The organism is Nonomuraea sp. NPDC004354 (assembly GCF_053602555.1).
Genome location: NZ_JBSGDV010000008.1, coordinates 219,002 through 243,054, shown reverse-complemented (window position 1 = coordinate 243,054; position 24,053 = coordinate 219,002). Strand labels below are relative to the sequence as shown.

The window sequence follows — 24,053 nt, the reverse complement described above, 5'->3', positions numbered from 1 at the left end:
GTACCCGATGGCGTCCCGGTAGCGGGGTCACCGGTGGCGTCCCCGATGGTGTCCCCAGTGGTCGGCGTCCCCGGTGGTCGGCCTCGCCCGCCCCGGGAACATCCCGGGGACATCCCGGGGGAGACGTGGCCGATCGGGCTAGCCGGTCCGGCACTCGGGAGTCTCGAGCCGCTCGTCCGGGGACGCGACGATCGGGCTGGGCCGTCCCGCCGTGATCCGCCGCCCGGAGATGTGCTCGACCCGCACGACGATGAAGTGGTCCCGCTCGCCGAGCGCCCACGGCTCCAGCGGCAGCGCGGCCAGCCGTTCCCGCTCCTCGGGGTCGGAGACGGCGCGCGCGTGGCCGACCGCGGTGACCGACCATCCGGTGCGTTCGCTCACGTCGAACTCGTCGGCCTCGAAGGCGACCACGGCCTGGCGCGTGGCCGCGGCCAGCTTCGACCCGGTCGCGGTGCGAATCACGACGTGCTCGCCGTCCAGGAGGAAATTGACCGGCTGTACGGCCGGCAGTGCCCGGTCGGTGAACACGATCCGGCCGATCGGCACCGAGGCGAGGAGATTCAGGCATTCCCGGCGGGAGAGTACCTGGAGGCCGGAACCGTCGACATGCATGCCAGACAGCCTGCCGTCCGCACACGCGGCCCCGTTAGGGCCGAAAGTCCCGATCTCCTCCGCCGATCGACATCACGGACATATGCCGCCGGCTGCCCCCTCTGGTTACCTCGACAGGGTTTTCACCCGGGGGAAACATCCGCAAGGGAGAGCACTCATGAGTACCGCCCTGCTGCTGTCTCTGGCCGGACTCGCGCTGCTGGACAGCACCAGCATCGGCACCCTGTTCATCCCGGTGTGGTTGCTGCTGGGACCCGGGCGTCCCCGGGCCGGACGCGTCCTGCTGTACCTGGCGACCCTCGCGGCCTTCTACTTCGCCCTCGGCCTGCTCGTCATCGGTGGTGCCGGCTCGGTTGCCGACGCGGTCGGTGCGGCACTGGACAGCCGTGCCGCGCTGTGTCCAGCTCGCCGTTGGTGTCGGCCTGTTCGCACTGAGCATTCGCTTCGATCCCCAACGGCGCGCGGGCCGCGACGGGATCACCCGATGGCGAGAACGCGTCACGACAGGTTCTTCCTCATCGGCATGGCTGGCCGGGCTCGCCCTGCTGGCGGCGCTGGCCGAGCTCGCCACGATGCAGCCCTACCTGGGGGCGGTCGCCATGCTGGCCACCTCCGATCTCGACGCCGCCGCCGATGCGTTGCTGCTCGCCGAGTATTGCCTGGTCATGGTGCTTCCCGCTGGGGTACTGCTGCTGGCCCGGATGATCGCTGCGGTCCGGATCGAGCCGGTCCCGCATCGGATCACCATCTGGATCACCGACAAGGGCGCCGGTGCCACTGGATGGTTGCTCGCCATAGCGGGATTCCTGGTCGCCCGGGACGCTGCGGCACGCCTGTGGTTCGCCCATCTCGAGTGATACGCGTCCCCGCTCGTGGGGTGGGGTTGAGCGGTTGACGCCCGCAGCGCATCCGGGAACTGGAAGGAGCAGCGGCCCCAGATCAAGGCCCAGGCCAACCTGCGGGAAGGCCGCCACGCCCTGGCCCGCAAGCTCTTCCACGGCCGCAACGGGCAGCTCTACCAGAACTACCAGGAGGGCATGGAGGACCAGATCGGCGCGCTGGGCCTGGCGTCGAACGCGATCGTGCTGTTCGACACCCGCTCCATGGACGCCGCCCTGACCCACCTGCGCACGAGCGGGTCCGAGGCGCGCGAGGAGGATGTGGCCCGCCTGGCGCCGTTCGTGCGGCACCACATCAACCTGATGGGCCGCCAGCTCCCGGAGATGCCCGGCGGGCTCCGCCCGCTCAGTCCCGTGCCGTGAGTAGACGGGTAGCGTGCGAGCCCCGGAACCGGCAACGCTCGTGGCGGGCCCCAGCGGGGGCGTTACGCCTCAGCCTGCTTCGGGGTGGAGGGAGCCGGCTCAGGCGCTGCGGGCGCATGGTGGCGTGCGGTTGTCAGGTGGTAGAGCAGCGCCAAGGTCGTGACACCGGCGGCTGGCAGCCCCAGCGCGGCGGGCACGATGGCGAACCACTTCTGGGCCAGTCCGCCCAGGCCGCCACCAAGAGCTATCCCGACGTAAATGGCCGAGGAGTTGAGGCCGAGCAGAACCGGTGCTGCGGCCGGATTGAGGGCGATGAGCCGGTGCTGTTGGGGCACGACGATGACGCCCAGGGCCGCGCCCCAGATCGCGGCCCATGCCAGGGTGGACACGAGCGTGGCGGTCGCCATCGAAGTGAGGGCAAGGGCGACGGCGGCGATGGCGATGGGACCGGTCAGCACGTGCGCGGGGTCGTGCCGGTCGACCAGCCGTCCGGCGATGATGTTTCCGGCCAGGACGCCGATTCCCCAGGCCAGCAGGATGACGGTGAGCAGCGACTCGGAGCCGCCGGTCGCATCCTGTAGGGCCGGGCCGATGTAGGTGTAGAGGGTGTAGGTGCCGAGGAAGACCAGCGTGGTGACGGCCAGCAGCGCGAGGACCCGGCCCTGCTTGAGCGGGCGCAGCCGATTGCCCAGTGATGCGGCGGGAAGCGTCACCCTGGGCAGGCCGGCGGCGATCCCGAGGGCCGCGACGAGGCCGATCCCGGCGACGGCCCACATGGTGATGTGCCAGTCGGTACCGCCGATCAGCGTGCCGAGAGGAAGACCCAACGCCGTCGCCAACGTGAGGCCGCCCAACACAAAGGCAAGTGCCCTGCCTCGGCGTTCCGGGGGTGCGATGGCCCCGGCAGTGCTGGAGGCGGCGGAGTTGATCATCCCGGCCCCGACCGCGGTGACGATACGGGCGATCATCACCACCTCGTAACTTGTGCCCAGGGCGGTGACAGCGTTGCCGACCACGAAGACACTCAACGCGATCAGCAGCGCGGACCGCCTGTCCAGTCCACTGGTGAGCGCGCCCATGACGGGCGCCGACAGGGCCATCACCAGGGCGAACGCCGTCACCAACTGCCCAGCGGCCGGAGTGGAGACCTGCAGGTCGGTGGCGATGGCCGGGAGCAGGCCCGCGATGACGTAGCCGTCGGTGCCGACGGCGAAGGTCGCCAGGGCCAGAGGAAGAAGTCGTTTCAACACCGGGTGGTGCCGCCTTTCCAGAGGAACCTCAGAAGTGCCGAGGGGAACCCTAGGCAATACATGGATACTTGTCCATATATCCATGTGTTGGTAGCGTGGCGGGTGTGCTCAACACAGGGGGCGGCGATGCGTGAGGTGTCACAACCGGCGACCGAGGCCATCCGGCTGGTGGAGGTGCTGCGCGCTCTGGCCGATCCGGTACGGCTGGACCTCGTCCTGCGGCTCGACCGGATGGGCGAGGACTTCTGCAACGCGATCGGCGCCGACATCGACGTGCATCAGACGACGCTGTCGCACCACTACCGGGTGCTGCGCGAGGCCGGCGTGACGTGGACGAAGGTGCAGGGCCGATCCCGGCTGGTACGCCTGCGCCGAGAGGACCTCGACGAACTGTTCCCCGGCCTGCTCGACTCCGTACTGAGCGCACAGCGCCGAACACGTGATACCACGACCACCGGCACTATCGAGGCGCCGTAGACCTGCGCTCCCCGGCACCCGTCAAACGAGCCCGCTCCCCGATATCACTCCCCAGGCCACGCGAGAGCGGTAGCCCTGATGGCCGGGGGCCAAGCCGACTGGTGACCTCTGCGATCCACCGGCAGACGGCGGCGGGCCCGGCCGCGGTCTCGATCACCGTGCGCCCGCCGGGCGCGGGGACCGGCTCAGGCACCTGGAAGGGAAGTCCGGCTTGCCGTAGCCACTGCAGGATCCGGTGCTCGGCGCCGACCTGCGCGGCGGACGCCGTGCGGTGAAGGGGGGGCCGGACCTGACGCGTAAGTGGGGCCGGCTCACACGGGTAGAACCACGCATTCGGAGTGGAGGGTCAGCGAGCACCGCTCAACCTGCTGTGGGGCCGGGGGACACGTTCGGGAGCGGAGGGCTCTCGTCGCGCGCATCGAACCCGCCGGCGCGGGGGTGGGCCAGGGCGTGTCCATGGAGCGGGTCTTCCGGGCCCGCCTTCGCCGGCCGCGGGCGGTCGTCCTCCGGGGTCGGCGAGGGGGCTCAGCCGGAGCCGTCCGGCTCGTACGGCGGAAGGCCCAGACGTGTACGGATCTCCCGCTGCACCGAGACCCGGTCGGGTCTCGCGTCGACCGTGACGACGTACTCCTTGCGGCGGAACAGCGCGAGGACCGGGTCGGTCTTGTCGTGGTAGTCCCGCAGCCGGCCGGCGAGCGCCTCGGGTGTGTCGTCCTCCCGCGTGACGAGCTCGCCGCCGCACACGTCGCACCGGCCGTTCTCCTTCGGGCGGTGGGCGATGAGGTTGTAGTCCATGCCGCAGCGGGCGCACAGGCGGCGGGCCAGCACCCGGCGCCGGACGTCCTCGTCAGGCAGATCGAGGTGGACGACGCTGTCGATGTCGTAGCTCTCCAGGAAGAACTCGGCCTGCCGCTGGTTGCGGGGGAACCCGTCGACGACGAAGCCGTAGTTCCAGTCGTGCTGCGCCAGCCGGTCGCGCACGACCTTCTCCACCAGGTCGTCGCCGACCAGTTCCCCCGCGGCCATCACGCGCCGGACCATGGCCCCCAGCTTGGTGTGGTTCTGGACGTGCCACCGGAAGATGTCGCCGACACTGATGTGCACCAGGTCGAGGTCCCGGGCGAGCAGGGTGCCCTGCGTGCCCTTGCCGCTGCCCTGGACGCCCATGATGACGTACTTGCGCATACTGCACTCTGACACACGCCGGCGGTTCGCCCGCCGGGCCCCCGCGGGGAACCGCCGAGGGCCCGGACGGGGGCGTTGGTCAGTGCTTCTCCTTGCGGTCCGCCTTGAGGCGGGCGGCGAGGGCCGCCGCCTGGGTACGGCGCTGCATGTCGAGCTTGCCCAGCAGGTTGGAGACGTAGTTCTTGACGGTCTTCTCCGCCAGGTAGAGGCGCTCGCCGATCTGCCGGTTGGTGAGACCCTCGCCGATGAGGTCGAGGATCAGGCGCTCCTGGTCGGTCAGGGCGGCCAGCGGGTCACGGCGGGTGGCCTGGTCGCGCAGGCGGTGCAGCATCGCGGCGGTGGTCTGCGGGTCGAGCAGCGACTGCCCCGAGGCCACCGTGCGGACGGCGCCGACGAGGTCGGAGCCGTGGATCTGCTTGAGCACGTAGCCGGAGGCCCCGGCCATGACCGCGTCGAATAAAGCGTCGTCGTCGGCGTAGGAGGTCAGCATCAGGCACCTCAGGTCGGGCAGGCGGGAGCGCACCTCGCGGCAGACGTCGACACCGTTGCCGTCGGGCAGCCGGACGTCCAGGACGGCCACGTCCGGGTTGAGCGCGGCGATGCGGGCGATGGCCGACTCGGCCGTTCCCGCCTCCCCGATGACCTCGATGTCGTCTTCGGCCTCCAGCAGGGCGGCGACGCCCCGGCGTACCACCTCGTGATCGTCGAGGAGAAACACGCGAATCATGGCTTCGACCCTAGCCCTCCCGCGGTCGGCGTGACTCGGCGGTCTCGGGGCGGTCCTCGGCGCGGTGAGGGGACGGTGTCGGGTGCGGCGACGGGGCGCGGTGCTGGGCGCGGGCGACGGGTGCGGCGACGGAGTGCGGTGACGAGGTGCGGTGACAGGGCGCGGTCTCGGGGTGCCGATGAGCGGGTGGCGGCAAGGCGTCGCCCGCGGACGCGCGACGGGACACCCACTGGAGGGGCGCCCGCCGTAGGGGGCGCTATCCGACCGGCTGGGGCGTGTCCGCGATCGAGGGGACGATCGCGGGGGTGGGCGCGGGGCGGACGAGCACCACCAGGCAGCAGAGCAGGGCGGCGAGGGCGACGGCGCCGAGCATCACCCGGTAGTCGAGCAGCCCCACCACCGCGGCGCCGAGGGCGATCGAAAGCGTCTGGGTCAGGTCCGACACCATGCCGATCGCCGCGCCGACCCGGCCCTGCAGGCGGGCGGGCACGTAGAGCTGCTGCGCCGTACCGAGAGCGACGCGGAGCAGCGGTAGTCCGGCGCCCAGGAGGGCAGTGCCCAGCAGGTACACCGGGACCGCTTCGACGAGGCAGAGGCCGACGCCCAGCGCCATGACCGCGTAGCCGACGGCGGTGGTGCGCGTCTCGGCCAGCCGGGCGATGAGCCTGCCCGACAGCAGGCCGCCCAGGACCGACCCGGCGCCCTGGACCGCGGTGACGACGCCGAAGAAGGCGGTGGGCCGGCCGAGGCCCTCGATGGCGGCGAAGGTGGCGGTGTCGAGCAGACCGGCTCCGGCGAGGAAGGCGGCGAAGGCCACCGACAGTCGCAGCAGCAGCGGTACGTCGCGCAGGTAGCGGAATCCGGCGGTCACGGCGTTCCAGAAGCCGTCGCCGGCGCGGGCGGGCTCGGGCGGCGATTCGACGACGTCGATGGAGGCGAGTACGAGGAGGGCGACGACGAAGGTGAACGCGTCGACGACGGCGAGCGTGCCACCGCCGAAGGTCAGGTAGATCCACGCGCCGGCGGCCGGCGAAAGAACGCGTAACCCCTCACGGACGGTGATCAGCATGCTTCTGGCCGCGGCCGCGTCGGCGGAGGGCAGCAGGTCCTTCAGCAGCCCGCCGTAGGCCGGTGTGGAGAACAGGACGCCGTAGGCCAGCGCCACCGCGTAGACGATCCAGATGTCGCCCGCCGTACGCACGAGGAGCAGGGCGGGCACGATGACCGCCATCGCCGCGTACATGGCCATCAGCAATGGTTTGCGACGGACCCGGTCGACCAGGTGACCGTAGAGAGGGGAGACCAGGCCCGGGGCGGTGATGCACAGGAAGACGATCCCGGCGGCGGCGGCCGAGCCGGTCAGGTCCTTGGCCCAGATGGCCAGGGACAAGAACAGCGCGCTGTCGCCGAAACTTGAGACGGCGTCGCCGAGGAGCAGCCGCCGGAAGCGCGGGTTACGCACCAAGAGGCGCATGGGGGGCTCCGTGGAGGAAGAGGCGGGCGGACTCGGCGCCCTCGGGGATCAGCGACGGGTCGGACAGGCGGGCGATGTACGGCTGGAGCAGCCGCATGAAGTCCTTGCCGATGGCGTCGAGCTCCTCGGGGGTCACAGGGACGCTGACGCCGGACGCGAACGCCGCCTCCTGCCAGGCCGGGGGAGCGGAGGACCGGGCCTGGGCCCACGCGGCCATGCGGCCGGCCTCCCGCTCGATGAACACGCGCTCCAGTTCGAGCGCCGCCGGGCCGCCTTCCGCCGCGGACCATGCCTGCTCGTGGTCGGCCAACCGCCACAGGCGTTCCCGCTTGTCCGTCGAGGGGTCGGCCTCGGTGACGTAGCCGTACTTGGCCAGCTGGCGAAGGTGGAAGGAGCAGGACGCCTGGGAGGTTTCCAGGTGCTTGGCGCAGGTGGCGGCCGTCGCGGGGCCGATCCTGCCGAGCAGGTCGATCAGCTCCAGCCGTAGGGGGTGCGCGAGGGCACGCATGGCCCGCGGATCAGTGATGCGCATGTGTCAAAGATATCTTTGGCTTTTCGGAAGTGTCAAAGACATCTTTGACTGTTGGCCTTAGAAATCTACTTTGTAAAGGCGCCGGGTTTGTTCGGCGCGCCGAAGTGACGGAGCGTGAGTTTCGCCTCCGGCCCGGGACGAAGCCCCGGCGAGACACCGTGGCCCGGTGCGGCGTTCAGGTGAAGGCGGTTCCGGTCTCGGTGAAGGGGCATGACGAGCATTGGAACGAAGGTCCCGCTAAGGCGAGCGTGGGGGCGTGCTTACCGTGACTTTCCGTTCGGAGGTGCTTCGCTGTTGCGTTCGCGCAGGCGCAGCTGTTGTAGGCCGGGGATGTGGTTGGAGAGAGTGCCGACCGAGATGCCGAGCAGCTTGGCGATGGAGGTGACCGGGCGTTCGGGGTCGGATAGCAGGTCGCGGTGGCCTTGAGTGGGTCGGCGTTGACGACGGTGAGGCGCCGGCCGGTGCGGCCTCAGGCTTCGGCGGCGGCCAGGCCCCCTCGTAGGCGCCGGCCACGATGAGTTCGCGGATGAATTCGGCCTGGGCGGCAAAGACGTGGAAGACGAGGCAGCCGCCGGGGGTGGTGGTGTCGAGCTTTTCGCGGAGGCTGGTGAAGTCGATTTCGCGGCGGCATCGGGCTTGGCCGGCGGAACGAGCCCGGACGGTTCGAGCGGGCTGTTGGTGGTCGGCGCCGCGCAGTCGTGACGCCCACGCCGTCCTGTCCGATGACGGCGTGGGTTTGGGGCGCCCGGTCAGGCGCCCAGGCCGTTGAGCAGGGTGTCGACGAGCCGTGTGGTGAGGGCGTCGGCGTCGATCTCGGTGGCGCCGCGATCCTGGGTCACCTCGTGGATGAGGGCGTAGTAGCAGCGGCGTGCCCATTCGATGTCGACGTCGGAGCGCAGGAGCCCCTCCGCCCTCGCCCGGCGCAAGAGCCGGTCGCACTTGTCCAGGACGTCCGCGTGGACGCGTGCGATCTCGGGATCGGACGACGCGGCGGCCCGGTTCATCGCGTAGCCCCAGCCGATCTTCACACGTAGGACATTCGCGGTCACCCGGTGGAGGACGACCAGCGGTGGCGCCGTCTCGGACGTCGCGGTGTCCACGGCCTCGGCGAACTGCGCGGTCGCCCAGGCGGTCAGCGCCTGCACCAGCTCCTCGCGTGTGGTGAAACGGCGGTGCACGGTGGTGCGGGCGACGCCCGCCGCCTCGGCGATCTGCTCCATCGTGGCCGCGGGGTTCGCCGAGAGCGCGCGTTCGGCGCCCGCCAGGATCGCGCGCACCGTCCGTTCGGCGTCCGCGCGCAGAGGTTTGGCGTGCACTGGCTGCTTCGTCACATGAAAACACTACAGGAGGGTAGCCGCTCACCCTCGACTTGCAACATTTGTGTTGCGACTAATACTGTAGCCGCATCATCAATGGTGCAGGGATGGGAGATCTCATGGACATGCTGCTGAACGGCAAGGCCGCGGTGGTGACCGGGGCGAGCCGGGGCATCGGGCTGGCGACAGTGACGGCGCTGGTAGGCGAGGGGATGAAGGTGGTCGCGGCGGCCCGGACCGTCACGCCGGAGCTGAAGGAGACCGGGGCGATCATCGTGCAGGTCGACCTGGCCGCCGCGGACGGGCCGCGGACCCTGGTCGAGGCCGCGCTGGCGGAGCTGGGCGAGCTCGATGTGCTCGTCAACAACGTCGGCGGAGGCGACGGGGGAGCGGTCGGCGGGTTCCTTTCCTTCGATGACCAGGCGTGGGAGGAGATCTACAACCTGAACCTCTTCGCCGCCGTGCGTACGACGCGCGCCGCGCTGCCCAGCCTGGTACGGCAGCGCGGCGCCATCGTCAACGTCTCGTCCAACGGGGCGCGGATGCCGCACGCCGGGCCAGTCCCGTACACCACCGCGAAGGCGGCGTTGACGGCGTTCGGCAAGGCGCTGGCCGAGGAGTTCGGGCCGCAGGGCGTGCGCGTCAACACGGTGTCGCCCGGCCCGGTCCGTACCGCCATGTGGGAGGACCCGAACGGGTACGGCGCCGCGCTTGCCACCTCGATGAGCCTGGAGAGGGAGCAGCTGGTCGCCGGCCTGCCCGCGGCCATGGGGATGACCACCGGTAGGCTCGTGGAACCGGCCGAGGTCGGGACCCTTATCGCCTACCTGGCCTCGCCGCTCGCGGGCAGCACCACCGGCGCCGACCACATCATCGACGGCGGCTCAGTCAAGACCGCCTAATACCCCAGTGATTGCGCTGGTAGTGGCAGCGTCGGGCGGTGGCCTGGTGACGGCGGCGCCGGTCTGACCAGCGCAGAATGTCCGTGATGGAGCGGTGCCCGGTCAGCACGAGCACGGTCGGCAGTCGCATCCCGCCGCCCGCCGACGCGCCCGCGGATCACCCGCCTGGGGCGGGCCGGCAGTCGCATCCCGCCGCCCGCCGACGCGCCCGCGGATCACCTTCCTGGGGCCGGGTCCCCTTTCGCGCTTGCCCCGGTCCGCCCCAGACCGCTCGACGCCTCCGCTGATCTCGCCCTGGACGCCATCGCCAATCTCGCCCCCGCGCTTGGGGTGGTCGGGGGTGGTTTGCCTAGGATCGGAGGCCGATCACTGATCCGGAGGGGGCAGGAGGCCGAGGTGGAGCTGACCGGCGTGCTGGGGGAGGCTGACTGGGAATCGCACCGTTCCGCGGTCTTCGGGGCGGCCTACCGGATTCTCGGCACCGTGGCCGAGGCCGACGACGTGACGCAGGAGGTCTGGTTGCGCGCCGTCGCCGCCGACCTGTCCGAGATTCGGGACCTGCGGGCCTGGCTGGTGACCCTGGCCGCCCGTACGTCCTACAACATGCTGAAGTCGGCGCGCGTCCGGCGCGAGTCCTATGTCGGGCCCTGGCTGCCCGAACCGCTGCTGACCGGGCCCGACGCCGCCGCTCAGGTGCTCATGGACGAGTCGGTGAGCACCGCGATGCTGGTGGTCATGGAGAGGCTCACCCCCGCCGAACGGGTGGCGCTGGTGCTGCACGACGTCTTCGACTTCCCGTTCGCCCGGATCGCCGAGGTGCTCGGCGGCACGCCCGCCGCCAGCCGCAAGCTCGCCTCCCGCGCGCGGGCGCGGGTCGCCGCGGTCCGGGAGCGCCCCCAGGCGTCCAAGGCCGAGACCGAACGCGTGCTCAAGGCGTTCAGGGCGGCCGCCGACGCGGGTGACATGGCGGGGCTCGTCGCGCTGCTGGACCCCGAGGCCGTCTATGTCGCCGACGGCGGCGGCAAGGTGACCGCGGCGCGCAGGCCGGTCCGGGGCGCGGAGCGGATCGCCCTGCTGGCGGTCAGGCAGATCGAGCTCAGGCGGCCCGACGCGTTCCAGATCATCGAGGTGAACGGTCACCCGGCCCTGGCGACCTACAGTGGCGGCGAGCTGGTCTGGCTGGACACCGTGGAGGTCGCCGACGGGCGGATCACGGCGTTCAGGAGACTGGTCAATCCCGAGAAGTTCGCCCACATCGGTCACATCTGAACCCGCCATCTTGTCTCCCTGCCGACCGACCCCCCGATCCTCGGGGGGCGAGGCTGAGAGGAAGACACAGTGGCGCACGTTGTGATCATCGGAGGCGGTTTCGCGGGCGTGTGGAGCGCGGCGGGAGCGGCGCTGGCGCGCGGAGAGACGGAGCTGCGCATCACGCTCATCGCGCCGAACGACCACCTGGTGCTGCGGCCGCGCCTGTACGAGCCGGAGCCGGACCTGGCCAAGGTTGAGCTCGGCAGGATCCTCGAGCCGATCGGCGTCGAGCACCTGCGAGCCTCGGTGAGCAGGATCGACACCGACCGCCGTGTGGTGGTGGCCGACGGCCAGGAGGTCGGCTATGACCGCCTGGTGCTGGCGGCGGGCAGCAAGCTCGTCCAGCCGCAGGGCCTGCCCGGCGCTGAACGGCTCTTCGACATCGACACCCTGGACGGGGCGCGGCGGCTCGCCGACCATCTGCGCGACCGCGAGCACTACTCCGCCGTGGTCGTCGGCGCCGGGTTCGTCGGGCTGGAGGCCGCGACCGAACTGGCCGCCCGGGGCCGGGTGCTGCTGGTGGACCAGGCGCAGGTGGTCGGAGACCAGCTCGGCCCGGGCCCGCGCGAGGAGATCGAGGCAGCGCTGGACCGTGTGGGCGTCGAACGTCGCCTCGGGACGACGGTGACGGAGGTAGGGGACGGATACGCCGTCCTGTCCGACGGCACCAAGGTCGAGGCGGACGCGGTGGTCTGGTCCGTGGGGGTCAGGGCCAGCGAGCTCACCAGCCAGATCTCCGACGACCTCGACCACCTCGGCCGGGTGCCGGTGGACCGGTGGTTGCGCGCCCTTCCCGAGGTGTTCGTCGCCGGGGACACGGCCGCGGCGCCGTTCGACGCCGAGCGCACGGTCATGCAGGCCTGCCAGCACGCCACCCCGCTCGGCAAGGTCGCCGGGTACAACGCGGCGGCCGACCTGCTCGACCTGCCGCTGCGCGACTTCACCCCCGGCCCGTACGTCACCTGCCTGGACCTGGGCGGTGCCGGGGCCATCTTCACCCGGGGCTGGGACCGCAGGGTGATGGCCTCGGGCGCCGAAGCCAAGGAGGTCAAGAAGCGGATCAACCACCACATCCACCCGCCGGTCGACGACGCCCCGAAGATCCTCGCCGCCGCCGACCGCGTCTACGTTGAGCTCCCCTTCTTCCCCCGAGACGAGGACGAGACCGCCCCAACCGCATAACGATCTCCGGCGTCCGTGCAGCGCACGTCCGGGATTCGCCGCGGCGCCGGCCGAGCGGCCCCATGAAACGCTGGAAATATGAGCGGTGGGGCCGCTCGGCTGCCCACGTCATGGCCGTCCTGCGCGAGTGTGGAAACCAGGTCGTGTCGCTGGCCTGAGCTGATCGGGCGGGAGCTTCCGGCCGTAGGCGAGCAGCAGGGGTCCTGAGCGGCGCTGATCACGGGCGCCGGTGTCCAAGGACCAGTCGGGGGCGTCATCCCGGTCGACATGTGCGCTGCTGACCTCGCGCACGCGTCGATGCCGATCATGAGAAGCATGCCGGCCAGGTGGGCGCTGAAGGGGCGATACAAAACGACGAGCTCGGGGCTGAGGAGCCGGCGGACAGCGGTTATCGATGAGAACGATCTTGCTGGGCATCGCTCCGTCGCCTTCCCACGGCCGGTGCCACCTGTTGGCGTTCGATCAAGGCGTGGTCGTGGTCGGCGAGTGTCGCCTGCGGTCGATCGCCGGGCTGCTGCACCGGTGCTGGCCGGATGAGGCCACGAGATGGCGATGTTTACGGCTGTCTGGTCCCGAGGCTGACGGGGCAGGGGGTGGCAGAGCCGATGGTCTGCCCTCCTGGCGGCCAGGTCAAAGGTTGGGTGCTTCCGACCCGGACCTGCGGCGTCGCGCCGAGACAGGCAAGCGGTGCCGGCGCCGTCGATCGCGGCGAAGGGGGAAGCCAAGGCGAAGGCCCGAGGGGGTAAGAAGCGGCCCGCAATTGAAAGGTGAGCCCCACTCTGTTTGTTTCGGTCCAATCCGACAGGGCGTGATCTCTTTTTGCTTATTGTGAGCATCAATGTGCTCTTTTAGCGTCATCGGCGTGGGCCCGCGGGGCCCGGCCGGGAGGCGAACAATGGCGTTCATGCGGGCCAAGACCACAGGGTTCACCGGGATCATCCCGACACGGGAAGCCCCGTGGAGGGCGATGTTCCTGCGGGGCGAGCGGGTCGCGCAGATCAGCGAGACAGGGCTGGTGTGGGAGGGTCCGCTGACGGATGTCCACCAGGGGTGTCTGACACTGCCCGAGCCGTACGCCAGCTGCAGCGAGGCGGCGCTCGACCTCGAGGTGCCGTCCTCCAGCACGCGAATGGTGTTCATCGCCGGCGACCGGTGCCTGGACTGGGAATGGACCGTCGGACAGAAGTACGAGGGGCCCGTCACCGGCCTGCCGGACTTCGGGCCCTACCTCCCGGCCGAATACCGCAGCGACATCGACGTCGCGATGCAGGTGCCGGGCGTACCGTACAAGACCCTCCTGATCAAGGGCGAGCGGTGCGCGCTGATCGTCTGGGGGCGGGGCGTCGAGTACGAAGGACCTCTGTACCAACGAGGTGAGGCGGGGTGGGCGAAGCTACCCGCGCAGATGAGAGGCGACTTCGACGACGCCCTGATGCTGTATGCCGGAGGCAACAACCGGACCGTGTTCATCAAGGGCGACCAGGCGATGGACTTCCACTGGATCGACGGGCCCACGAAGATCGGCCCGTGGGCGCAGGTCCTGCCGGGGCTCGGCGCCTTACCCGCCCCCTACCAGACTCCTCGGCTGCCGGCCGCCGGGCGTTTCTCCGGCACGGCCGACGATGAGCGAATCGATCTCCGCGTCGACCTGACAGGCCCGGTGCCGGTGATCTCCGGTGACACGTTCGGGGTCCCGGACGGCGCCTACATCAACTCCTTCGTCCTGGAGGGCAGCCAGCCCGTCACGCTGCCCGCCACCATCACCGGCACCGCGAAGTTCGCCGAATCCACCCAGATGCCGAAGATCTCGGTGGTCGTGGACAAGCTCGCCCCCGGCGGCACCGCCACCCTCACCCGCAGCACGGCCGACGGAACGCAGACCACCACCTACACCTGCGCCTACGTCTCCCGGTTCCTGCGCACCATCGACTGGGAAGTCGACGCCATGGCGGGCACCCAACCGGCCCCCGAGTACTTCACCGGCACTCATCCCCGCCCGCCGGGCCTGGACAAGAAGATCGCCACCGTCCAGTCGGTCTACGCCGAGGTCGGGATCGAGCTGCGCACGTCCGGCACCGTCGTCAATGAGGTCGCCGTCGCCGGGGCGGGCGCGGACCTGAGGTGGGACGATGCCGAGCTGCATGCCGCGATGGTCAGCAACTTCAGCGGCCACCGCGACAGCGAGCAGTGGAAGCTGTGGAGCTTCATCGCCACCCGCCACGTCGACAAAGACGCCACCCAGGGCGTCATGTTCGACCGCGAAGGATCTCCCCGCCAAGGGATGGCGGTGTTCCACACCGAGATGGCCATGCAGCAGGTGGCCGGAACCCGCACGGAGCTTCACACCTGGGTGCACGAGATCGGCCACGCCTTCAACCTGGTGCACAGCTGGGATAAGGCCACCACCGCCGTTCCCCCGCAGCCGCTCGGTCCGCGCAACGGTTACGGCGACCTGTCGTGGATGAACTACGAGCATCTGTACCAGGGGCCGAACGGAGAGAAGGGCGAGGCCGCCTTCTGGGAGGCCTTCACCCACCAGTTCACCGCCCATGAGCTGCGGCATCTGCGCCACGGCTTCTACCGCAACGTCGTCATGGGCGGCTTGGGCTTGAAGGTCGGTGTCGGTGCCGCCTATCGCGCTGCTCCGAAGGAGTTCGACCTGCCACCGGCCAGCCGGTCCGGGCTGCGGCTGGAGCTGTTCGGACGCGACACCTTCTCCCACGGCGAACCCGTCGTCACCGAGATCAAGCTGTCCCTGGACGGCAGCACCCCCCGAGCCGACGCCTTCCCCAACCTCAGCCCCCGCGGCGACAACCTGACCATCCTGGTCACCGACCCGGCCGGAGCCATCCGCCCCTTCCGGCCCATCGCCCGCCACTGCGGCAACCCTGACCGCAGCGTCACCCTCGACGCCCGAACCCCGGCCCTCTACGACAGCGCCTACCTCGGCTACGGGGCCGACGGCCTCACCTTCACCCAGCCCGGCACCTACCGGCTGCGCGCCCTGTGCAAGGCCCCCGACGGCTCCACCGTCACCTCACCCGAGCACACCATCCAGATCAGCCCGCCGGCCAGCGAACAGGACCGGCGCGCGGGCGACCTGCTGATCGGCTCCCAGCAGGGCACCCTGCTGGCCTTCCTGGGCTCCGACGCCCCCCAGTTGGCCGACGGCAACGCCGCCCTGGACCAGCTCATCGCCACCCACCCCGACCACCCGCTCGCGGTCTACGCGCTCATGGTCAAGGGCACCAACGCCGGACGCCACTTCCTGACCCTCGGCAAGAACGGCATCGAAGTGCGGCCCGCCGACACCACCACCAGCATCGACCAACTCGGCGCGGTCGTGGAGACCACCCTCGACACCGGCACCGACGCCGGGGTCGACAACATCACCCTCAACGCCACCATGCGCCGCCTGGCCCGCGTGCACGCCCGCGCCCACGACCTCAAACAGGCCGACGCCGTCCTGGACCAGCTCGTCGACACCTTCCGCGACAAGCACGTCCCGCCGCCGGTCCTGGCCACCATCGCCGAACAAGCCGAAGCCACCCGCACCGAACTCCACGACCAGGCCTGACACCACGCCCCCGCCGACCGCTGCCGCTGATGGTGACTCACCATCAGCGGCAGCGGTGAAGGAACACCTCTCCGCCCGGCCGGTCATCACCCAAGGCAAGAAGGGCCACCCCGGCCACCGCCCGACGCACGCGCCGCTGACCAGCTGCTATCCCACCCGCATCCCGCTTCTGCTCTTCGGCGCCCTAGCAAGATCGTTCTTGCCGATAATGGCTGTCCGTGGCGGTGTTCGGCCAGCGGGTGCGGCGGTAGTCCAGCCATTCGAGCAGGATCTGGTGGCTGAATTCGTCGATCGGGCGGGTCCGGCCAGGCGATCGTGAGTCGCCGGTTGCCGAGGTCGACCTCATCGAGGAGCAGGGCGCGGATGGCTCCGGTGCGGGCGGCGTGAACGGCAGCCAGCATGAGGACCAGCCGAGCGGCCGGGGTGGTGGCGGCCTCGGTTGCCTGGTCGATGTCGTCCTGGTCAAGTCGCTGGGCAACGCCGTAGGGGTGCTGGCCGACGCGGATGCCCTGGGTGGGGCTGCGGAAGATCCTGCGTTGCTGCGGCAGTACGCGAACAACGATCGTGCCGCGCCCAGGAAGTTGGAACGACGTGATCACATCTTGCCTGCGCTGATCTTCAGGCCATGCTCGGCGAGCATCCGCTGAAGCTCGCCGGCCTTCCAGATGCCGCGGTTGGCGGCCGCCAAGCGGAGGTTTCACCTCAGCTTGTGAACGCAGCAGGTGCGGCATCGCCTCGTTGATTCCTCGGCAAGCCGCCGCAGGCATTCGAGCGCGCATACATGATCGTCCCCGAGGTGAGCCTCTCCGACCAGGCGTCGTGCCTGGTCAGGGGTAGGGGAGAGGCATCTCAAACCGCTCCTATGGCTGACGTAGCGACCTCGATCGCCTTCCGGCGATCTCTTGGACGGTGGACGTCCACACCCGGCTCCATCGGTGTTGACGCCTGTCGCCTGCAGATGAGGCGGATCGGCAAAGGCCGGCCGGTGTTGTCCGGAGTGTCTGCCGGAGTCGGCTGGGAGGAGCACGCCATCGAGGGGGCGGTGTGGACGAAGCCGCGATCCCGAAGGATGATCTTCGGTTCGCCGTAATAAATCTACTTTGTAAAGGCGCCCGGCTGGGCGGCTTTCAGCCGCCCCTCATTCAAGGACTGAAGACTCATCGACAAACAAGGCCGAGGCGGCTCGGCAGAAATCGGCGGCCCAGGTCGACATCCTGCTGAGCCGGGGTAGCTGACAGGTATGTCCGTCACACTCGCGCTGGCGGGTGACACGATGCTCGGGCGTGGCGTCGCCACCTTGCTGGAGAGCACGACCGATCCTGCCGCCTATCTTTCTCGCGGCGTGCGCGACCATCTGGCCGAGGCTGACCTGTTCCTTCTCAACCTCGAGTGTTGTGTGTCGGCGCGGGGCAGCAGGTGGGCGCAGGCGGGCAAGCCGTTCCATTTCCGGGCACCGCCTCAGGCGGCTGATCTGCTGGCGGAGTTGGGGGTCGGTTGTGTGACGCTCGCCAACAATCACGCGCTGGACTACGGCTACGACGCGTTGCTCGACACGCTGGACCATCTGCACCGGGTGGGTATCCAGGCGGTGGGCGCGGGTGCGGACGAGGCTCAGGCGCGGCGGCCGGCGGTGCTGGTGGCCGGTGGGTTGCGGGTCGGGGTGGTGGGGGTGACCGATCATCCGGCGGACTTCGCGGCGCGGGCCGATCGGCCTGGTGTGGCTTATGTCGATCTGCTGCATCGGGTGCCGGTGTGGTTGACGCAGACGGTGGCGGCGATGCGGTGCGGTATGCCGGTGGATGTGGTGCTGGTGACTCCGCATTGGGGGCCGAACATGACGGTGCGGCCGTTGCCGTATGTGCGGGCGGCGGCTGAGGCGTTGGTGGCGTCGGGGGCGACGTTGGTGGCGGGTCATTCCGCTCATGTCGTTCATGGGGTGGCGTTGCCGGTGCTGTTTGATCTGGGGGACTTCCTGGATGACTATGCGGTCGATCCTGATCTGCGTAACGATCTGTCGTTGTTGTTCCTGGTGAGCTTCGATGGTTCGCGGGTGGTGGGGTTGCGGGCCGTACCGATCAAGTTGGAGTACGGCAGGACGGATCTGGCGCGGGGGTCGGAGTGTGCGTGGATCTGTGAGCGGTTCGTGGGTGCGTGCGCGGATCTGGGCACGGAGGCTCGTGTGGAGGAGGGTGTGCTGGTGGTGGGAACCCCGTGATTTCTTGACGATGTCGTGGGGTTTTCCGTACGTGGCCCGGACCTAGCCTTGAACGGGGGGGATAGGCCCATGATCAACGAAGTCGTGCTGGCGCTCGTGGCCCTCTGCGGTGTCGGGGTGGTGCTGAGCGGCATCAGGATCGTCAATCAGGTGGAGCGTGGCGTGGTCTTCCGGTTCGGCCAGGCCCAGAAGCGTATTCGCCAGCCGGGGTTCAACCTGCTCATTCCGATCGCGGATCGGATGAGGAAGGTGAACGTGCAGATCGTCACGATGCCGGTGCCGACGCAGGAGGGCATCACTCGTGACAACATCTCGGTTCAGGTCGATGCGGTGGCGTACTTCCGGGTTCAGGATCCGCTGCGGGCGGCTGTGGAGGTGCAGAACTATCTGTTCGCGGTGGAGCAGGTGGCGCAGACCTCGTTGCGGTCGATCATCGGCAAGAGCGAGTTGGATGATCTGCTGTCCAACCGTGAGGAGCTGAACAAGGGTCTGGCGCTGATGATCGACAGTCCGGCGCTGGGCTGGGGCATCCACATCGATCGGGTGGAGATCAAGGATGTGCAGTTGCCTGAGTCCATGAAGCGTTCGGTGGCTCGGCAGGCAGAGGCGGAGCGGGAGCGGCGGGCTCGGGTGATCACCGCGGAGGGTGAGTTCCAGGCTGCGCGCAAGCTGGCCGACGCTTCGGCGATCATGTCAGAAACTCCGGGTGCGTTGCAGCTTCGGTTGCTGCAGACGGTGGTGGAGGTCGCGGCGGAGAAGTCTTCCACGCTGGTCATGCCGTTGCCGGTGGAGCTGTTGCGTTACTTCGACCGTCTGGCGGGCGTGGGGGAGCAGGCGGGCGAGCGCGGCGCGGAGGTGCCGAAGCAGCGGCCGGTTGCCCGGCGGGAGGAGTTGCCTGATCCGGCGACGCTTGAGCTGGCGTCGGCGGACGAGGTGGTGCGCGAGAGTTTCGTTCGTGGTGCCGGCGAGGAGGTCGAGCGGCGTTAGGTCTCAACGGCGCCAGTGGCCCGGGTGGACGAGGCCGGACTCGTAGGCGCAGATGACCGCCTGGATCCGGTCGCGCAGGCCGAGCTTGGACAGCACGTTGCTGACGTGGGTCTTGACGGTGTGCTCGCTGACCGTCAGGGCCGCGGCTATCTCGGGGTTGGACAGCCCCTGGCCGAGCAGGGTGAGGGTTTCTCGTTCCCTGGTGGTCAGGGTGTCCATTCCTGGTATCGCGATCGGTGGGCGGGCGTCACGGCGGACCAGGTCGTCGATCAGCTTTCTGGTCACTACGGGGGCCAGCAGGGATTCCCCGGCCATCACAACCCGGACGGCGTGCACGAGGTCGTCGCGCCGTACGTCCTTGAGGAGGAAGCCGCTGGCTCCGGCGTGCAGGGCTTCGTAGACGTATTCGTCCTGGTCGAAGACGGTCAGGATGACGACCTTGGTGCGGGTCTCGGCGCAGATGGTCCTGGCGGCCTGGATGCCGTCCATGACGGGCATGTGGATGTCGAGCAGGGCGATGTCGGGTGCGTGTGCGCGGACCGCCGCGACGGCTTGGGCGCCGTCGCCGGCCTCGGCGACGACTGTGATGTCCGGCTGGGTGTCGAGGATCAGGGCGAAGCCGCTGCGCATGAGTTCATGGTCGTCGGCGACCACGACGCGGATCGTCACGATGCGGCTCCTGTCAGGTGCACCGTGACGGCGAAGCCGTGCCCGTCCGGTCCGGGGCTGAAGGTCGCCGACCCGCCGCATGCCGCGGCCCGCTCGCGGATGCCGATCAGTCCGTGACCTGAGCCGCCGGTGTGGCCGCGGCCGTCGTCGGTGATGGCGATCATGAGCGTGTCGTGTCTCCAGTTCAGTTCGACGGTCACCGCGGTCGCCTTGGCGTGCTTGACGGCGTTGGTGAGCGACTCCTGCACGATCCGGTAGGCGGCGGCCTCCACGTCGGCGGGTAGGGGGCGTGGTGTGCCGTGGATGGTCAGTGTGGTGCGTTGCCCGGCCCGGTCCACGCTGTGCACGAGTGCTTCGATGCGGGCCACGGTCGGCGGGGCGCCGGGTGAGGATGTGCCGAGCAGGCCGAGGAGGCGGCGTAGTTGGTCCATCGCCTCGCGTCCGGTCGCGGCGATGGCGTCGAAGGCGGCTTCGGCCCGTGTCGGGTCGGGACGTATGGCCAGGGGTCCGGCTTCTGCCTGCACGACGATCAGGCTGATGGCGTGGCCGAGGACGTCGTGCATGTCCCGGGCGATCGCCGCGCGCTCCCGCTCGACGGCTCGCTCCGCTTCGCGCTGTTTGTCGCGTTCGAGCTGGCGGGTGTAGGTGTGCCGGTTGGCCGCGGCCCGGCCCATGGCCCAGGCCGCGATGTACATCACCAGTGCCCGTGCGGTGGTGTCCGCGCTCGGTGGGTTGAGGACGAGCCCGGCGAGTTGGGCGCCGGTGCCCGTGATGAGCAGGGCCATGGCCCAGGCGCGGATGCGGCGTGAGCCGTGCGCGGCGACCGTGTAGATCGCGATCAGGAGCGCGTAGGGGATCGGTTGTGGGGCGGTGTCGGGGTCGTTGAGCAGGTATGCGCCCGTGGCGGCTGTCACTGCTGCCAGGACGGCCAGCGGTGCGCGCCGCCGCCAGATCAGCGGCAGCGTCAGGCCGAGCACGGGCAGGTACTGCCCGAGCGTGTAGCCGGTCACCGGGTCGGCCTCTCGGATGGTGAGGATGAAGGGGGCCGAATGTGCGGCGAGTACCGCCAGGGCGATCGCGAGGTCCGCGGCCTGCGGAGGAATGCGGCGGATTGATCTGGCGATAGCTGACATATCGTGACGAAATCCTACTCAGGTGTAGGGCGGGCCGACGAAGTTGTAAAGGACGGCCACGACGGCGAACGCGACGACGCCCGTCGTGACCAGCGTGTAGCCGAGCCTGGCCCAGGGTCGCCACCAGCGCCGCCACCAGGCGAGGATCGCACCGGCCAGCAAGGCGACGGCCAGCGCCACGGTCAGCGTCGCCAGCACCAGCAGCCCGATCAGTACCGGCGCCCCCTGCAGGACCAGCGGCAACGCCCGGCCCTCGTCAGCGAGCAAAGAGCCGAGCCCGGCCACGAACACCACCACCGCGACGCCGCCGAGCCAGGCCGCCAGCCGCGGCACCCATGGCCCGCGCGCCACCCGCCCGCGAATCCTGCGTACGGCCAGCGCCACGGGATACGCGATCACGGCGAGCGCCGACGCCAGCACCGCCCACGCCAGCAGCCCGAGATGCAGCCACGAGTGCTCCAGCCAGCCGATCCGGTCGAACACGACAGTCTGGCCGGCGAGTGCGAGCTGACCGGGCTCGGGGAAGGCGATGCGGCTCCATCCGCCCTCCTGCTGGAAGACACCGGGTTCGAACTGGATCCAGCGCTTCTGCCCGTCGCCGAACCCCGTGGTGACGACGCTGCCGTCGGCGGCGGCGGTGACGTGCACCGGCGTGTCGGTCAACGCCTGCACCTTGAGCAGGCTGCCGCGGCTGACGCCGCTGCTTCGGTACCAGCCTTCATAGACGCGGGAGGACGCGCCCGCCAGCGCCGTGACCTCGGGTGGCGCCGTTTCCGGGAGGTACCGGTCGATGATCTTCTCTATCAGCGCGAACCCGTCCAGCCCGTGCCGCCCGGTGCCGTCCCCGTTGGAGATCACGTGGATGCCGATGTCCTGCTCGGGCAAGAGGAACATGGAGGAGTGCATGCCGGGCATGTCGCCGCCCTTGAACAGCAGCCGACGCCCCTTGTACGGCCGCTCCTCCCACATGAAGCCCATCCCGGCCAGGCTGGGATGCTCGCTGTACTGTCGGCGCTGCATCTCGGTCGCGACCCCGGCCCCGAGCCGGGCGTCCCGCGACAGGTGGGCCTGCAGGTAGGTGGCCATGTCGGCGGCGGTCGAGGCCGGCCCGGCGCCGGAGGCGGCGAAGTCCGCGCAGTCGATGGGCGTCGGCGTCCCGTCCACCAGGTAGGCCTTGGTGCCGCGCAGCCCGCCGCAGGCGATGACCGAGTCGTTCATGCCGAGCGGCTCGAACACCTGCCGCCTGACGTACTCCTCGAAGGGCATCCCTGACACGGTCTGCACCAGATACCCGGCCAGCGCCACCCCGTAGTTGCTGTAGGACACCCCGGTGCCGGGCGGGCGGACCCGCGCGGGCTGGTGGGCGGCCAGCGCCTCGCCCAGCGGCAGCACGTCCGCGCCGCTGCCCACGACGTAATCCTCGTCGAACCCGGCCGTATGGGTGAGCAGGTGCCGCAGCGTGACCGGACCCGGGTAGGTGTCACGGATCTTGAAGGTCTTCAGGTACGCGTTCACGTCGGCGTCCAGATCCAGCTTGCCGGCGCGGACGAGTTGCAGGGCCGCCTGGGCGGTGAACAACTTGGTCTCCGAGCCGATGAGGAACCGGGTGCGCTCGGGATCCACCGGCACCCGCCGTTCCGTATCGGCCCAGCCGTACCCCTTGTGCACCACCCGCTCGCCGCCGGCCACCACCGTCACGGCCACGCCCGGGATCTTCTCCTCGGCCATCGTCGTGGTGACGTGCTCGTCGACCAACGCGCCGAGCCCCTGCAGGGCCGGCGGCTCGACGGCCTGCGCCGGGGCGGTCATCAGGACCAGAGCGGTCATGAGTTTCAGCAACATGCCGTCAAGGGTGCTGCGCCGGCCCCTGCCGGCACATCGCCGACGCCACCCATTCGTCCCTCCGCCGCCCGGGGGAGAGAGCAGGCTTTCGCGGCGACGGGGCCTCGGCCCGCACGGCGGCCGCGCGGCCGGACATGACTGGCCGGTCCGGCGAGAGTGCTCCCCGCCAGCGGCTCCGGTTCCAGTCGGTGCGCGGCGCGACCACTGTCTGTCCTCGGTGTTGGGTGGTTCCTGTCGGGCGGTGGGAAGGCCGGGCACAGTGGCGGCCGGCGCGGCCTTGGCCTGTCGTGTGATGGACCTCCTGTTCGTCTCTGTCGACCGCGCGGTTCCGGGATACGGGCGGCGCGGCGCCGTGTGGCGAGCCCGGTCAGCCGCCTTTGTTCACCGCGGACGGACTTTCATCTGGCTTGCGTCGGCGGCCGGCGGGCCACGTCGCAGGCCGTCCTCCCGAGGACTCGCCGCGCGAGCCCCCGCGAACCCGCGGACCCGCGAACCCGCGATGCCCGGCCCGGTTCCCGGCGCCGGGCCGAGGCAGGCGGGCGCACGCCGGAGGAGACGATCAGGCCCGGCCGCCGAGCCGGGCGTAGGCCGCGGGCGGCATGCCGACCGCGGCGGTGAAGTCGTGCGTCAGGTGCGCCTGGTCGGTGTAGCCGAGCTCGGCCGCCAGCGTGGCGAGGTCGAGGCCCTGGTAGACGCGCTCGGCGGCCTCGTGCAGCCGGAAGCGGCGGATCACCCACTTGGGGCCGACCCCGACATAGTCGCGGAACAGCCGCTGCAGCGAGCGCACCGACCGTCCCGAGCCTGCGGCCAGCTCGTCGACCCGGGTCATGGACATGTCGCTCTCCATCGTCGCCACCAGCGCCGCGACCTCGTCGGCCTGCGGAGCGCGGTGATGCCCCAGGTTCAGCAGGAACCTGTCGACGAGCGCGACGGCGGCCCGGGCGTCGGGTTCGGCCAGGACGTGCTCGACCAGGTTCGCGCCCGCCGCGCCGAACATCTCGTCGATCTCCACGAAGCGGCCGGTCAGCTGGGAGACCGGGCCGTCGAGGAACGGCCGGAAGCCGCCGGGGCGAAAGCGGGTGCCGAGCACGCGGCCGCTGCCGCGCATCGTGTAGGAGAACCCGCCCTTGATCACTCCGGCGATCTGGTGGAAGTCGTGGGTGATCGTCATGTTCACGCTGGGGTGGGAGACGATGCGCTGTTCGTACGGCTCGGCGAGGCCGGTCCACGTGACGACCCAGAAGTGCTCCACGTACGCCGACATCGCCGGCGAGGGCGCATGGCGGACGTAGTCGAAGGCGTCGAGCCCCGCGTACGGGTCGACCCAGCCGCGCTGTCGCCTTTCTACAAGCCGCGCCTCCGGCCGGCGCGGCACGATCGCTGCCATGGAAGACATGATG

The 24,053-nt window shown here is 70.0% G+C and carries 20 protein-coding genes and 1 pseudogene; 10 read left to right on the top strand and 11 right to left on the bottom strand.

Translation table 11 applies throughout. The features are described 5' to 3' along the window. Positions 1-138 precede the first annotated feature (138 nt). Positions 139-612 carry a pyridoxamine 5'-phosphate oxidase family protein gene (locus ACWENQ_RS23755; protein ID WP_452416180.1) on the bottom strand — a complete coding sequence of 158 codons (474 nt, stop codon included), beginning with the start codon at positions 610-612 and terminating at the stop codon, positions 139-141. Between the two features lie 368 nt (positions 613-980). On the opposite strand from ACWENQ_RS23755, the gene ACWENQ_RS23750 reads away from it, so the two are divergent. Next, positions 981-1,469, top strand: a complete 489-nt coding sequence (locus tag ACWENQ_RS23750; protein WP_452416179.1) for a GAP family protein — start codon at positions 981-983, stop codon at positions 1,467-1,469. Between the two features lie 78 nt (positions 1,470-1,547). Then, positions 1,548-1,874 (top strand): annotated as a pseudogene (locus tag ACWENQ_RS23745) (Tn3 family transposase); the annotation flags it as partial. A gap of 62 nt (positions 1,875-1,936) precedes the next feature. On the opposite strand, the gene ACWENQ_RS23740 reads toward ACWENQ_RS23745, so the two are convergent. Continuing rightward, positions 1,937-3,208, bottom strand: a complete 1,272-nt coding sequence (locus ACWENQ_RS23740) for an MFS transporter (protein ID WP_452416177.1) — start codon at positions 3,206-3,208, stop codon at positions 1,937-1,939. A gap of 42 nt (positions 3,209-3,250) precedes the next feature. Between ACWENQ_RS23740 and ACWENQ_RS23735 the strand changes: the two genes are divergently transcribed. Continuing rightward, positions 3,251-3,601, top strand: a complete 351-nt coding sequence (locus tag ACWENQ_RS23735; RefSeq protein WP_452416175.1) for an ArsR/SmtB family transcription factor — start codon at positions 3,251-3,253, stop codon at positions 3,599-3,601. 525 nt (positions 3,602-4,126) lie between these two features. Here ACWENQ_RS23735 and ACWENQ_RS23730 read toward each other — a convergent pair. The 5 genes from ACWENQ_RS23730 to ACWENQ_RS23710 all read right to left on the bottom strand — a co-directional run bounded on the left by ACWENQ_RS23730 (position 4,127) and on the right by ACWENQ_RS23710 (position 8,850). Next, positions 4,127-4,786, bottom strand: a complete 660-nt coding sequence (locus tag ACWENQ_RS23730) for an adenylate kinase family protein (protein WP_354917726.1) — start codon at positions 4,784-4,786, stop codon at positions 4,127-4,129. 79 nt (positions 4,787-4,865) lie between these two features. Further along, positions 4,866-5,513, bottom strand: coding sequence for a response regulator (locus ACWENQ_RS23725; protein ID WP_449923673.1), 648 nt, complete (start codon positions 5,511-5,513; stop codon positions 4,866-4,868). A 256-nt stretch (positions 5,514-5,769) separates the two neighbouring features. After that, positions 5,770-6,987 carry an MFS transporter gene (locus ACWENQ_RS23720; RefSeq protein WP_452416174.1) on the bottom strand — a complete coding sequence of 406 codons (1,218 nt, stop codon included), beginning with the start codon at positions 6,985-6,987 and terminating at the stop codon, positions 5,770-5,772. Then, the gene (locus ACWENQ_RS23715) at positions 6,968-7,519 is read right to left on the bottom strand and encodes an ArsR/SmtB family transcription factor (RefSeq protein WP_452416172.1); all 552 of its coding nucleotides are present in this window, start codon (positions 7,517-7,519) and stop codon (positions 6,968-6,970) included. The genes ACWENQ_RS23720 and ACWENQ_RS23715 overlap by 20 nt, the downstream gene beginning before the upstream one ends. Positions 7,520-8,268: 749 nt before the next feature. Further along, a complete protein-coding gene (locus ACWENQ_RS23710) occupies positions 8,269-8,850 on the bottom strand; it encodes a TetR/AcrR family transcriptional regulator (protein ID WP_452416170.1) in 582 nt (193 codons plus the stop codon). Between the two features lie 92 nt (positions 8,851-8,942). Between ACWENQ_RS23710 and ACWENQ_RS23705 the strand changes: the two genes are divergently transcribed. The 7 genes from ACWENQ_RS23705 to ACWENQ_RS23675 all read left to right on the top strand — a co-directional run bounded on the left by ACWENQ_RS23705 (position 8,943) and on the right by ACWENQ_RS23675 (position 19,009). Further along, positions 8,943-9,737 (top strand): SDR family NAD(P)-dependent oxidoreductase, encoded by a 795-nt coding sequence (locus tag ACWENQ_RS23705; RefSeq protein ID WP_452416168.1) that lies wholly within the window; start codon positions 8,943-8,945, stop codon positions 9,735-9,737. Between the two features lie 396 nt (positions 9,738-10,133). Further along, positions 10,134-11,006 carry an RNA polymerase sigma factor SigJ gene (gene sigJ, locus ACWENQ_RS23700; RefSeq protein WP_452416166.1) on the top strand — a complete coding sequence of 291 codons (873 nt, stop codon included), beginning with the start codon at positions 10,134-10,136 and terminating at the stop codon, positions 11,004-11,006. 69 nt (positions 11,007-11,075) lie between these two features. Continuing rightward, positions 11,076-12,230, top strand: coding sequence for an NAD(P)/FAD-dependent oxidoreductase (locus tag ACWENQ_RS23695; RefSeq protein WP_452416164.1), 1,155 nt, complete (start codon positions 11,076-11,078; stop codon positions 12,228-12,230). A 904-nt stretch (positions 12,231-13,134) separates the two neighbouring features. After that, positions 13,135-15,807, top strand: a complete 2,673-nt coding sequence (locus tag ACWENQ_RS23690; RefSeq protein WP_452416162.1) for a hypothetical protein — start codon at positions 13,135-13,137, stop codon at positions 15,805-15,807. Between the two features lie 383 nt (positions 15,808-16,190). Next, positions 16,191-16,454, top strand: a complete 264-nt coding sequence (locus tag ACWENQ_RS23685) for a hypothetical protein (protein ID WP_452416160.1) — start codon at positions 16,191-16,193, stop codon at positions 16,452-16,454. Between the two features lie 593 nt (positions 16,455-17,047). After that, positions 17,048-18,022 (top strand): CapA family protein, encoded by a 975-nt coding sequence (locus ACWENQ_RS23680; protein ID WP_449923646.1) that lies wholly within the window; start codon positions 17,048-17,050, stop codon positions 18,020-18,022. Positions 18,023-18,091: 69 nt separating this feature from the next. Then, complete coding sequence (locus tag ACWENQ_RS23675; protein ID WP_449923644.1) at positions 18,092-19,009, top strand: SPFH domain-containing protein; 918 nt, start codon at positions 18,092-18,094, stop codon at positions 19,007-19,009. 3 nt (positions 19,010-19,012) lie between these two features. Here the strand turns inward: ACWENQ_RS23675 and ACWENQ_RS23670 are convergent, their stop codons facing one another. The 4 genes from ACWENQ_RS23670 to ACWENQ_RS23655 form a co-directional block, all read right to left on the bottom strand. Beyond that, positions 19,013-19,678: a response regulator gene (locus ACWENQ_RS23670; RefSeq protein ID WP_449923641.1), complete on the bottom strand. Its 666-nt coding sequence runs from the start codon at positions 19,676-19,678 to the stop codon at positions 19,013-19,015. Then, entirely contained in the window at positions 19,675-20,811 is a 1,137-nt protein-coding gene (locus ACWENQ_RS23665) for a sensor histidine kinase (RefSeq protein ID WP_452416158.1), read from the bottom strand. Before ACWENQ_RS23665 ends, ACWENQ_RS23670 begins: the two co-directional genes overlap by 4 nt. 18 nt (positions 20,812-20,829) lie before the next feature. Then, a complete protein-coding gene (locus ACWENQ_RS23660; protein WP_452416157.1) occupies positions 20,830-22,653 on the bottom strand; it encodes a serine hydrolase domain-containing protein in 1,824 nt (607 codons plus the stop codon). A 559-nt stretch (positions 22,654-23,212) separates the two neighbouring features. Beyond that, entirely contained in the window at positions 23,213-24,040 is an 828-nt protein-coding gene (locus tag ACWENQ_RS23655; RefSeq protein WP_452416155.1) for an AraC family transcriptional regulator, read from the bottom strand. Positions 24,041-24,053: the final 13 nt, after the last annotated feature.

Bases quoted from the DNA above. Each gene is read 5' to 3' on its own strand.
- ACWENQ_RS23740 (WP_452416177.1), bottom strand. From the start codon at position 3,208: ATGGATATATGGACAAGTATCCATGTATTGCCTAGGGTTCCCCTCGGC.
- ACWENQ_RS23705 (WP_452416168.1), top strand. From the start codon at position 8,943: ATGGGAGATCTCATGGACATGCTGCTGAACGGCAAGGCCGCGGTGGTG.
- ACWENQ_RS23735 (WP_452416175.1), top strand. From the start codon at position 3,251: ATGCGTGAGGTGTCACAACCGGCGACCGAGGCCATCCGGCTGGTGGAG.
- ACWENQ_RS23660 (WP_452416157.1), bottom strand. From the start codon at position 22,653: ATGTTGCTGAAACTCATGACCGCTCTGGTCCTGATGACCGCCCCGGCG.
- ACWENQ_RS23725 (WP_449923673.1), bottom strand. From the start codon at position 5,513: ATGATTCGCGTGTTTCTCCTCGACGATCACGAGGTGGTACGCCGGGGC.
- ACWENQ_RS23755 (WP_452416180.1), bottom strand. From the start codon at position 612: ATGCATGTCGACGGTTCCGGCCTCCAGGTACTCTCCCGCCGGGAATGC.
- ACWENQ_RS23715 (WP_452416172.1), bottom strand. From the start codon at position 7,519: ATGCGCATCACTGATCCGCGGGCCATGCGTGCCCTCGCGCACCCCCTA.
- ACWENQ_RS23730 (WP_354917726.1), bottom strand. From the start codon at position 4,786: ATGCGCAAGTACGTCATCATGGGCGTCCAGGGCAGCGGCAAGGGCACG.
- ACWENQ_RS23690 (WP_452416162.1), top strand. From the start codon at position 13,135: ATGCGGGCCAAGACCACAGGGTTCACCGGGATCATCCCGACACGGGAA.
- ACWENQ_RS23655 (WP_452416155.1), bottom strand. From the start codon at position 24,040: ATGGCAGCGATCGTGCCGCGCCGGCCGGAGGCGCGGCTTGTAGAAAGG.
- ACWENQ_RS23680 (WP_449923646.1), top strand. From the start codon at position 17,048: ATGTCCGTCACACTCGCGCTGGCGGGTGACACGATGCTCGGGCGTGGC.
- ACWENQ_RS23675 (WP_449923644.1), top strand. From the start codon at position 18,092: ATGATCAACGAAGTCGTGCTGGCGCTCGTGGCCCTCTGCGGTGTCGGG.
- ACWENQ_RS23665 (WP_452416158.1), bottom strand. From the start codon at position 20,811: ATGTCAGCTATCGCCAGATCAATCCGCCGCATTCCTCCGCAGGCCGCG.
- ACWENQ_RS23720 (WP_452416174.1), bottom strand. From the start codon at position 6,987: ATGCGCCTCTTGGTGCGTAACCCGCGCTTCCGGCGGCTGCTCCTCGGC.